This is a genomic window from Bartonella sp. CR127HXZ, from assembly GCF_042194555.1.
In the GTDB taxonomy this organism is placed as follows: domain Bacteria; phylum Pseudomonadota; class Alphaproteobacteria; order Rhizobiales; family Rhizobiaceae; genus Bartonella; species Bartonella grahamii.
The window spans coordinates 129062-138788 of the sequence record NZ_JBHIMZ010000005.1; the positions used below are offsets into that span (position 1 = coordinate 129062).

Genomic DNA, 9727 nt, shown 5'->3' on the forward strand with positions numbered 1-9727 from the left:
ACGATCATAAAATCTCTACTGAAATCCATTGTTTTATGTTTATCATTAAAGAAACATCTTTTAAGGTACCCGAGCCTATTTCACGACGGAAATCATGAATGGTATAACGGTAAATTCATTGAGCTCCCCTTCTTTACGCTTGTGAAGTAACAAGCGCTGGCACCATCCCACCCAATCCGGACAAGGACTTGGCACTTAAGACCGTTCATAAGAGGCATTTTTAGTTCTTTCTTATACAGAGTTTTTATCCACATAGCTCTCTCTGCTTGTAATGTGCAAGCGGATGGGTTTGATTGATTCAACATGGAACAGGTTTTGAATGAGAGAATCTTACGATATTCTAGGGACTCATTCAACATACAAAAAAGGTAAATTATCATTATAAATCAATATGTTGTTTTATTACTGTAAAACATCATCATTTAGAGTAGCAATATAAGGCATGTAAAATTACACATGTGGTATTTTTGTTTTATGTAGTGGTGAGTATTCTGAGGTAGGGCTTGTGTGTAAAGTATGAATTAACCCCATGTGAAATGATGTCAGGTGGAATCTGTTAAACAAAAAGCTGTATTGTTTATAGATTGACGGTGGCAAAAAACTTCATCTTTAAGCTGGTAAGGCAGTTGTGAAGTTATAAGTTAACGATCATCATTATATTTATTTATCTTTCGTATTGTTTTTTATGCTTAAACGCTTACCATTCATTATGTATTCTCTTCGTTCTCAAGTTGCTGTTTAATGCACGTTATTTTATTGAGCGACTTTTATTCATACGTATACAATTTTAAAATCAATAAATCCTAGAATGTTAAAGGAGGTGTTACAAAATATAGAATGATGATTTATATTTAAAAATCAATTTGTTATATATAAAAATGGATACTTAATTTTATCGAACATTTTGGATGGTTTTAATTTATTGATCTTTTCTTTTAAAATTTTTACTTTAAAATCGCGTGTGCTTCTTACTAAGAAAAAGGCTTTAAATATCTACAAAGAAATTTGTAACAGATATAATCATTAAAATTGAGATAGGGGGGGGGAAATGGTTAATAGGTTTCAGATATGGAAAAAAGCCACTATTGTTGTGATTTTAGGGGGATTTTTTTCGACTGTTTATGCAATAGATGTTAATAGCTTGCAAGAAGCGAATGATGGTTCGTTTTATTTTTTTAAACGTGGTATGTCTGCTTATAAAGATGGACATATAAATCAGGCTATTGCAGCATTACGTCGTGCGGCTAAGAGAGGCCATATTGGTGCGAATTGGAAACTTGGCTCTATCTATGCAAACGGTGATGGTGTCCCTAAAAATGATTATAAGGCATATCATTTTTTGGCATATATTGTTGAAAAAGGTACTGATCTTGGTTCAGAGGATGAAAGTTATGTTTCTGATGCATTGGTTAAACTTGCGGGATATATAAAAAAAGGTATTCCTCAATCACCTGTGAAACCTGATCCTTCTTATGCTGCTCATCTTTATATGCAGGCTGCGGTGAACTATGGAAATCCTAAAGCTCAGTATCATTTAGGAAAAATATTTTTAAAGGGAGAGGGAAGGGAGAAGAATCTTATACAAGCAGCACGATGGTTTCAACTTTCAGCAAAAAAAGGAAATCCTTCCGCCCAAGCAATGCTTGGAAATATGCTGCTTCAAGAAGGAAAAATTGTCCGTGGGGCAGCATTGTTAACTGCTGCCTATGAAAAAGCTAATGTAAAAGACAGAAATTGGATTCGCCCTTTGCAAGAACAGGCTTTTGCTCTTTGTAATGAATTTGAGAGACGTACAGCAATTTCACTGGTTGCTGATATTTTAAAAAATAACAGTTTTTAAACATCTGATTGTAATATTTTTACATTCTCTCATCCGTTATTAAACTCTACTGTCTTGTGTCTAAGTTTACAGTAGAGATAGCTTTTTGTGATAATATAACGGCTAATGACTTAAGATTTTAGACAAAAATTCTTGCGTTCTTGGTGTTCTCGCTTGTGGATCAGAAAAGAACTCTTTAGATGAACAGTCTTCAAGAATTGTTCCTTGATCTATGAAAATAACACGCTCCGAGACTTTTTGTGCAAATCCCATTTCATGGGTTACACAAATCATCGTCATACCTTCTTCTGCTAAGCTAATCATGACATCGAGCACTTCACCTACCATTTCAGGATCTAGAGCAGATGTTGGTTCATCAAAAAGCATGACAAGTGGATCCATAGTTAAGGCACGTGCAATAGCAACACGTTGTTGTTGCCCTCCAGAAAGTTGACCAGGATATTTATCTTTGTGTTCAATCAGCCCAACGCGTTCAAGATACAACAATCCACGTTCAAGTGCTTCTTTTTTGCTTCGTTTTAGGACTTTAATTTGCGCAATTGTCAAATTTTCTGTGACAGATAAATGGGGGAAAAGCTCGAAGTGTTGAAATACCATTCCCACTTGACTTCGCAATTTAGGCAGATTCGTTTTTTTTGAATGAACTGGTACTCCGTTAATCCAAATTTCACCTTTTTGAAAAGGAACGAGAGCGTTAATAGTTTTAATGAGTGTTGATTTTCCTGATCCTGATGGACCACAAACGACAACGACCTCTCCTTTATTAATGTTGGTTGTACAGTTTTTAAGGACTTTAATTTCGCCATACCAATTAGAAACATTTTTTATTTCGATCATATGAGTAGACATTTTTTTTCCTATTAGCGAATAATGGATACTTTTTTTTGTAAATACAAAACTATTTGTGACAGTGTAAAACAGATAACAAAATAGAAAACAGCTGCTAAGATATAAGCTTCTTGCTTTACACCAAAATTATTAGCAGCAATATCAAAACCATTTAAAAGACTGTTGCCACTGATTGCATAAACAAGGGTTGTATCCTGAAAAAGGATAATAACTTGTGTAAAAAAAACTGGTAGCATGTCTCTAAAGGCTTGAGGAAGAATGACAATGTACATACTTTGCCAATATGTCATTCCGAGAGCTTGTCCCGCATATTTTTGTCCTTGCGAAACTGAGTTTATGCCAGCACGCATAATTTCTGCAAAATAAGCCGTTTCAAATGCGGTAAAGGTAATGAGTGCTGATTTATTTGCACCGATGGATGTACCGGTTAAAAAAGGCAAAAGCACGAAAAACCATAAGATAACCATCACAAGTGGTATTGAACGCATAGCTGTTATGTAAACGATTGCAAACCAAGAAAGAAGTTTTATGGAAGAAAGGCGCATCATTGCTAAAAGGGTGCCGAAAACAAACCCCAATACCGTTGCAAAAAGAGTTAGAAAAACGCTAAAGAGCAAACCTGATAAAATGTAAGAACGAAATACATCAAAGGTAAAAAAGGAAAAATCAAAGTCGGAAAAATTGAAAGGAAAATAAAGTCCAAACTGAGAGCTTATGAAATTCATCATTTTCAATTTCCCTTTGTTTGAAAATTAGGAATTTTGAGTATTTGTTCAATGACTGTCATCACAATGAATACGAATAAGGCTATTAGAATATAAAGAATCGTAACAAGCAAATAATTTTCGTAAACATGGCTTACCTCTTCAATTGCTTGGTATTGAAATTGCATGAGCTCATTTATTGAAACGGCGAATGCTATAGACGAATTTTTCACAATGCCCATTGCTTCTGAAGTAAGAGGCGGCATAATTGTACGTATAGCACGTGGTAGTATAATATAGCGATAACTTTGATAAGTTGTAAACCCCATTGCCATAGCAGCATAACGTTGTCCAGAAGGAATCGCTTCAATGCCTGAACGAACCTGTTCTGCAATGCGTGCAGATGTAAAGAATCCCAATGCGCATGTTATTAAGAAAATAGGGGAAAATTTCATCGCTGGTGGATAAATCTTAGGAACAACAAAATACCACAAAAATACTTGTACAAGGAGGGGAATATTACGCATAATCTCTACCCAAATAGCACCGATAGTGCGAAATATATAATTGATTATCGATGTTTTGGGTAAAGTGCGCATTGTTCCTATAATAACACCACACAATACAGCTAAGATAAGTGAAGTGATAGACAATATAACCGTATTTTTTAAGCCATCGAGAAGTGTATCTAAATAGGTATGGCTCACGCCGGGAGCTCCTAGGCATCCTGTTACCAGTGTTTGGGTAAGGTCATCTCTACAAAGGAAAGAAAAGTCCATTAATTGATATTCCCTCAAATTAGTCATTCACAAATAGGACAATAAATTAAGCGCATCTACATAGGCCAAATTTATTAAAAAGTGAATTAAAATATAAACCACACTCAATTTTTAAAGAGTGTGGTTTTTCTTTATTAAATTTTATAAATCTTTTTCTGTGTAGCTTTCTCGAGGCTTACTATTTGGGTGATCCCAAGCATATCTTGTTTGTTTTGACAAGGGAAGGTTCATAACAGTGTTAGCAGGTGGAATCGGTTTCATAAACCACTTATTATAAAGCTTTTCAAGTGATTCATCTTTAATCTGACGTACGATACTATCGTTGATTGTTTGTTCAAATTTTTTGTCATTTAATCTGAGCATACAGGCGATAGGTTCGACTGAAAGTACAGTATCAAGAATGACATAATCAGATGGATTCTTTGATTTAGCAATATGTCCAGCAAGAATTGAAGCATCCATAACAAAAGCATCTGCCTTACCAGATTCTAATAATAAAAAACTATCTCCGTGATCTTTCCCCTTTAAAACTTTAAACTGAATGTTTTTTGCACGTTTGTTTTTACGAATAAGTTGAACAGATGTTGTACCGGTGGTCGTTGCGACTGTTTTTCCATTTAAATCGTCAAGAGATTTAATGTTAGAGTTTTTCTTTACAGCAATCCGAACCTCTTCAATGTATGTCGTATAAGCAAATGCTGCTTCTTTACTGCGGGCAATATCATTTGTTGTTGAGCCGCACTCAAAATCATAGGTTTTATTTTTTAAGAGAGGAATTCTATTTTGAGAAGTGATAGGAAGATAATGAATTTTAATTGGTTTACCAATTTTTTTTGAGATATCATCAATGATACGTTCTGCCATTTCTGTATGAAAACCTACATATTTATTATTACCAAGGGCGTAGGCTAAACCAGATGATTCACGGACACCTAAAGTAATTTCCCCTGTTCGTTTTATTTTTTCAAGAGTATCATGTTCAGCATGCGCGACGCTTGTGAAACCAATGGCCGTTGCTGCAATAAACATTAATAATGATTTCTTCATTTATGTCCTCCATTCATTTATCTTTACTTTAGCTGTTTAAGATATACTGTTTACATGGTGTAGCATAGTTATTATTTTTGAGTGGAATTTTTTTGTTGTTTCATAATGGGGGGTGTACTTTCTTAATTGATATTAAGGTGAATCCAAACAGGAACGTGGTCGGATGGTTTTTGATATCCCCTTACTTCTGTTTGACTATGAGCGCAAATAAGCTGATCAACAGCTTCTGGTGATAATAATAAATGATCAATGCGAATCCCATTATTTTTAGGCCAAGCACCCGCCTGAAAATCCCAAAAACTGAAGGAGGGAGTATCGGTGACATTCCGGATAGCATCGTAAAGACCTAAATTAAGAATACGTTGAAATACTTTTCTTGTTTCTTGAAGAAATAAGGCATCTTGATACCATTCTTGAGGTTTTTTTGCATCTAATGGAGCGGGGATGACATTATAATCACCCGCTAGAATAAGGGGTTCTTCATACGCAAGCAATGATTTTGCATGTGTATATAATCTTTCCATCCATTCTATTTTATAGGAATATTTTTCACTCTCAATAGGATTCCCATTTGGTAAATAGAGAGATGCAACACGAACAACACCTTTGTTTGTTGAATAAACAGCTTCAATGTAACGTGTCTGCTCATCATTATCGTTGCCTGGTAATCGACGGATCACTTCATCTGGTGTTCTTTTAGAGAGAATCGCAACACCATTAAAACTTTTTTGTCCGTGTGTTTCTATATGGTAACCTAAATTTTCAATTGCATCGCGTGGAAAATTTTCATCAATACTTTTAATTTCCTGTAAACAGACTATGTCCGGCTGACTCTGCTGCAGCCATTGACATAATGTTTCATGTCGTGCTTTTATTCCAGCAATATTCCACGTTGCTATTTTCATGGCGCTCATCATTAGATATCAAGTATGCAATTCAATTTAATTTACTGCATTCATGTTTTATTACAGTCACATTGCTGCTTTTTTTATTTATAGGGATATTACTATGGTAAATTGATTTATCAAGAGTAGCGGTAAAAGCAAATTTAAAGTTTTAAAATTTAATTTATTTTCATTTTTAAAAACTTTCTGCTGTTTAGTTCTTGACGAATGTAAGTGTTCTCGCTATTAGAGGTGGACATAACCGATGTGGATGTGATCAGGTGTTTTGGATATGAACCGAAAGATTATTCACAGGTGTTAAGAAGATTAAAAGCAAATGCTAGTGCAAAAGGCTATTGCCTTCTCTGCTTGTGGTCGGGTGAACTGTTTTTTGCAGGTATGCCCGATTTTGTGTGTAGACTTAGATATCTGTTCCGATTCTATTGGAGTGGATAGAAATGAAATAGAAAAGCCCGATTGGGTGAGACGAATGTAGATCGAAAAGAGGAAGGTTGCATGCCTACCGTAAACCAGTTGATTCGCAAACCGCGTGTAGCGCCAGTTAAACGTAATAAGGTTCCTGCTTTGCAGTCGAATCCGCAGAAGCGTGGTGTTTGTACGCGTGTTTATACAACAACACCGAAGAAACCTAATTCTGCTCTTCGTAAAGTTGCTAAGATTCGCTTGACGAATGGATTTGAGGTGATTGGTTATATTCCTGGAGAGGGACATAATCTTCAAGAGCACTCTGTTGTGATGATTCGTGGTGGTCGTGTGAAAGATTTGCCAGGAGTTCGTTATCACATTATTCGTGGTTTGCTTGATACGCAGGGTGTCAAGAATCGTAAACAGCGTCGTTCAAAGTATGGCGCAAAGCGTCCAAAATAATATTGAGAGACAAAGCCAATGTCCCGTCGTCATAGAGCAGAAAAGCGTGAAATTAATCCAGATCCTAAGTTTGGTGATTTGGTTATTATGAAATTTATGAATGCCATTATGTTTGATGGTAAAAAATCAGTTGCAGAGCGTATTGTTTATGGTGCGCTCGATTCTGTAGAAAAAAGAGTAAAAACAGACCCTGTGGCTCTATTTCATCGGGCCTTAGAGAATGTTGCTCCTCATATTGAAGTTCGCTCACGCCGTGTTGGTGGTGCTACTTATCAAGTTCCGATTGATGTTCGTCCTGATCGTCGTCAGGCTCTTGCTATTCGTTGGTTGATTGCTGCGGCACGTGGTCGGAATGAAACGACGATGATTGAGCGTTTATCTGGTGAACTGATGGATGCGGCTAATAATCGCGGTTCTGCCGTGAAAAAGCGTGAAGATGTTCATCGTATGGCTGAGGCTAATCGTGCTTTTTCTCACTATCGCTGGTAGAAGTTTTAAACTAAGGCAAATATAATGGCTCGCGAATATAAAATTGAAGATTATCGTAATTTTGGTATTATGGCGCATATTGATGCTGGTAAGACTACGATGACTGAACGTATTCTGTTCTATACCGGCAAGAATCATAAAATTGGCGAGACCCACGATGGTGCTTCTACGATGGATTGGATGGAGCAGGAGCAGGAGCGCGGTATTACGATTACGTCTGCTGCGACAACGACGTTTTGGGAAGGGCGTGACGGTCGGAAGCGTCGCTTTAATATTATTGATACGCCAGGGCACGTTGATTTTACGATTGAGGTTGAGCGCTCTTTGCGTGTTCTTGATGGTGCAATAGCTTTGTTGGATGCAAATGCTGGTGTGGAGCCTCAGACGGAAACTGTTTGGCGGCAAGCTGAGAAATATCGTGTGCCTCGTATGGTTTTTGTTAATAAAATGGACAAAATAGGAGCTGACTTCTATCGTAGTGTGGAGATGGTTGGTTCTCGGTTGGGTGCTAAAGCGCTTGTTTTGCAGTTGCCGATTGGTGCTGAAAATGACTTTGAAGGCGTTGTTGATCTTGTAGAAATGAAGGCTTTAAAGTGGGATGGTTCTATTGGTGCCTCGGCGGTGATAAGTGAAATTCCCTCTGATTTAAGAGAGAAAGCTGAAGAATATCGCGAGAAATTGATTGAGATGGCTGTGGAGGTTGATGAAGCTGCGACAGAGGCTTATTTAGAAGGTGTTATGCCAACCAATGAACAGCTTGTTTCTCTCATTCGTAGGGGGACAGTAGAAGTTCAGTTTCATCCGGTTCTTTGTGGTACAGCTTTTAAAAACAAGGGAATTCAGCCGCTTTTGGATGCTGTTGTTTCTTATCTTCCTTCTCCAGTTGATGTTCCGGCAATTAGTGGTATTGATGTGAAGACTGAGACTGAGACGACACGCGAATCTTCAGATGATGCTCCACTATCTATGCTTGCTTTTAAAATTATGAATGATCCTTTTGTTGGTTCGTTGACGTTCTGTCGTATTTACTCAGGTAAAGTTCAGAAAGGTATTTCTCTTGAGAATACTGTGAAAAAGAAGAAAGAACGTTTGGGGCGTATGCTTCAAATGCATTCAAATTCTCGTGAGGATATTGAAGAAGCATTTGCTGGTGATATTGTTGCTCTTGCAGGGCTTAAAGAGACGACAACAGGTGATACTCTTTGTGATCCTTTGAAGCCTGTTATTTTGGAGAGGATGGAATTTCCAGAGCCTGTTATTGAGATTGCAATTGAACCGAAAACAAAAGCAGATCAAGAAAAAATGGGTATTGCTCTTAATCGTCTGGCAGCCGAAGATCCTTCATTTCGTGTTAAATCGGATGAGGAATCTGGTCAGACTATTATAGCTGGAATGGGTGAGCTTCATCTTGATATTATTGTTGACCGTATGCGGCGTGAATTTAAGGTTGAAGCAAATGTTGGGCAGCCTCAAGTTGCTTATCGTGAGTCAATTACTAAAATGGCGGAAATTGATTATACGCATAAGAAACAATCGGGTGGTGCCGGTCAGTTTGCTCGTGTGAAAATTGTTTTTGAGCCTCATGATGGTGATGACTTTATTTTTGAGTCGAAGATTGTGGGTGGTGCTGTTCCTAAAGAATATATTCCCGGCGTCCAAAAAGGGATTGAAAGTGTTATGGGGTCAGGTCCTCTTGCAGGCTTTCCTATGCTTGGTGTAAAAGCAACTCTTATTGATGGTGGCTATCACGATGTTGATTCTTCGGTTTTGGCTTTTGAGATTGCTGCTCGTGCAGCTTTTCGTGATGGAGCAAAGAAGGCTGGTGCACAGCTTCTTGAACCGATCATGAAGGTGGAAGTTGTTACACCAGATGATTATGTTGGTGATGTTATTGGTGATCTCAATTCTCGTCGGGGACAGATTTCAGGAACTGAAGCGCGCGGTATTGCAACGGTTGTGAATGCGATGGTTCCTTTGGCAAATATGTTTGGTTATGTGAATACCCTTCGCTCTATGAGTCAGGGGCGTGCACAGTACACAATGCAGTTTGATCATTACGAGCCTGTACCTTCGGCTGTTGCTTTGGAGATTCAAAAGAAATACGCGTAATTTCAGGTTGGTAATTAATTTTTAACTTAGTCCTTGGCTTGGACGGAAAATGGAGAGCTCAGATGGCGAAGAGCAAGTTTGAACGAACAAAACCGCATGTTAATATTGGTACGATTGGTCACGTTGATCATGGGAAGA

The 9727-nt window shown here is 37.6% G+C and carries 9 protein-coding genes and 1 pseudogene; 5 read left to right on the plus strand and 5 right to left on the minus strand.

Going from position 1 to position 9727, the window contains the following annotated elements; translation table 11 throughout:
* The first annotated feature begins 1048 nt into the window (after window positions 1-1048).
* Window positions 1049-1840 carry a tetratricopeptide repeat protein gene (locus ACFIKY_RS04555; RefSeq protein ID WP_375636221.1) on the plus strand — a complete coding sequence of 264 codons (792 nt, stop codon included), beginning with the start codon at window positions 1049-1051 and terminating at the stop codon, window positions 1838-1840.
* A gap of 102 nt (window positions 1841-1942) precedes the next feature.
* On the opposite strand, the gene ACFIKY_RS04560 is transcribed toward ACFIKY_RS04555, so the two are convergent.
* The 5 genes from ACFIKY_RS04560 to xth all read right to left on the minus strand — a co-directional run bounded on the left by ACFIKY_RS04560 (window position 1943) and on the right by xth (window position 6124).
* Window positions 1943-2689, minus strand: a complete 747-nt coding sequence (locus ACFIKY_RS04560) for an amino acid ABC transporter ATP-binding protein (RefSeq protein WP_015856594.1) — start codon at window positions 2687-2689, stop codon at window positions 1943-1945.
* Between the two features lie 11 nt (window positions 2690-2700).
* A complete protein-coding gene (locus ACFIKY_RS04565) occupies window positions 2701-3417 on the minus strand; it encodes an amino acid ABC transporter permease (RefSeq protein WP_375661459.1) in 717 nt (238 codons plus the stop codon).
* Between the two features lie 2 nt (window positions 3418-3419).
* Entirely contained in the window at window positions 3420-4172 is a 753-nt protein-coding gene (locus ACFIKY_RS04570; protein ID WP_375636224.1) for an amino acid ABC transporter permease, read from the minus strand.
* Between the two features lie 141 nt (window positions 4173-4313).
* On the minus strand, window positions 4314-5219 hold the full coding sequence (locus tag ACFIKY_RS04575; protein ID WP_375636226.1) for a transporter substrate-binding domain-containing protein: 906 nt from the start codon (window positions 5217-5219) through the stop codon (window positions 4314-4316).
* A gap of 122 nt (window positions 5220-5341) precedes the next feature.
* Complete coding sequence (gene xth / locus ACFIKY_RS04580) at window positions 5342-6124, minus strand: exodeoxyribonuclease III (RefSeq protein WP_375653234.1); 783 nt, start codon at window positions 6122-6124, stop codon at window positions 5342-5344.
* A 495-nt stretch (window positions 6125-6619) separates the two neighbouring features.
* Between xth and rpsL the strand changes: the two genes are divergently transcribed.
* From rpsL to ACFIKY_RS04600, 4 genes and pseudogenes are all read left to right on the plus strand, one after another.
* Window positions 6620-6991 carry a 30S ribosomal protein S12 gene (rpsL, locus tag ACFIKY_RS04585; RefSeq protein ID WP_005773262.1) on the plus strand — a complete coding sequence of 124 codons (372 nt, stop codon included), beginning with the start codon at window positions 6620-6622 and terminating at the stop codon, window positions 6989-6991.
* An 18-nt stretch (window positions 6992-7009) separates the two neighbouring features.
* Window positions 7010-7480, plus strand: coding sequence for a 30S ribosomal protein S7 (gene rpsG / locus ACFIKY_RS04590; RefSeq protein WP_015856589.1), 471 nt, complete (start codon window positions 7010-7012; stop codon window positions 7478-7480).
* 24 nt (window positions 7481-7504) lie between these two features.
* Window positions 7505-9589 (plus strand): elongation factor G, encoded by a 2085-nt coding sequence (fusA, locus tag ACFIKY_RS04595; RefSeq protein ID WP_015856588.1) that lies wholly within the window; start codon window positions 7505-7507, stop codon window positions 9587-9589.
* A 62-nt stretch (window positions 9590-9651) separates the two neighbouring features.
* Window positions 9652-9727 (plus strand): annotated as a pseudogene (locus ACFIKY_RS04600) (elongation factor Tu); the annotation flags it as partial.

Excerpts from the sequence above, each read along its gene's own strand:
- ACFIKY_RS04555 (WP_375636221.1), top strand. The coding sequence starts at position 1,049 with ATGGTTAATAGGTTTCAGATATGGAAAAAAGCCACTATTGTTGTGATT.
- ACFIKY_RS04560 (WP_015856594.1), bottom strand. The coding sequence starts at position 2,689 with ATGTCTACTCATATGATCGAAATAAAAAATGTTTCTAATTGGTATGGC.
- ACFIKY_RS04565 (WP_375661459.1), bottom strand. The coding sequence starts at position 3,417 with ATGATGAATTTCATAAGCTCTCAGTTTGGACTTTATTTTCCTTTCAAT.
- ACFIKY_RS04570 (WP_375636224.1), bottom strand. The coding sequence starts at position 4,172 with ATGGACTTTTCTTTCCTTTGTAGAGATGACCTTACCCAAACACTGGTA.
- ACFIKY_RS04575 (WP_375636226.1), bottom strand. The coding sequence starts at position 5,219 with ATGAAGAAATCATTATTAATGTTTATTGCAGCAACGGCCATTGGTTTC.
- xth (WP_375653234.1), bottom strand. The coding sequence starts at position 6,124 with ATGAAAATAGCAACGTGGAATATTGCTGGAATAAAAGCACGACATGAA.
- rpsL (WP_005773262.1), top strand. The coding sequence starts at position 6,620 with ATGCCTACCGTAAACCAGTTGATTCGCAAACCGCGTGTAGCGCCAGTT.
- rpsG (WP_015856589.1), top strand. The coding sequence starts at position 7,010 with ATGTCCCGTCGTCATAGAGCAGAAAAGCGTGAAATTAATCCAGATCCT.
- fusA (WP_015856588.1), top strand. The coding sequence starts at position 7,505 with ATGGCTCGCGAATATAAAATTGAAGATTATCGTAATTTTGGTATTATG.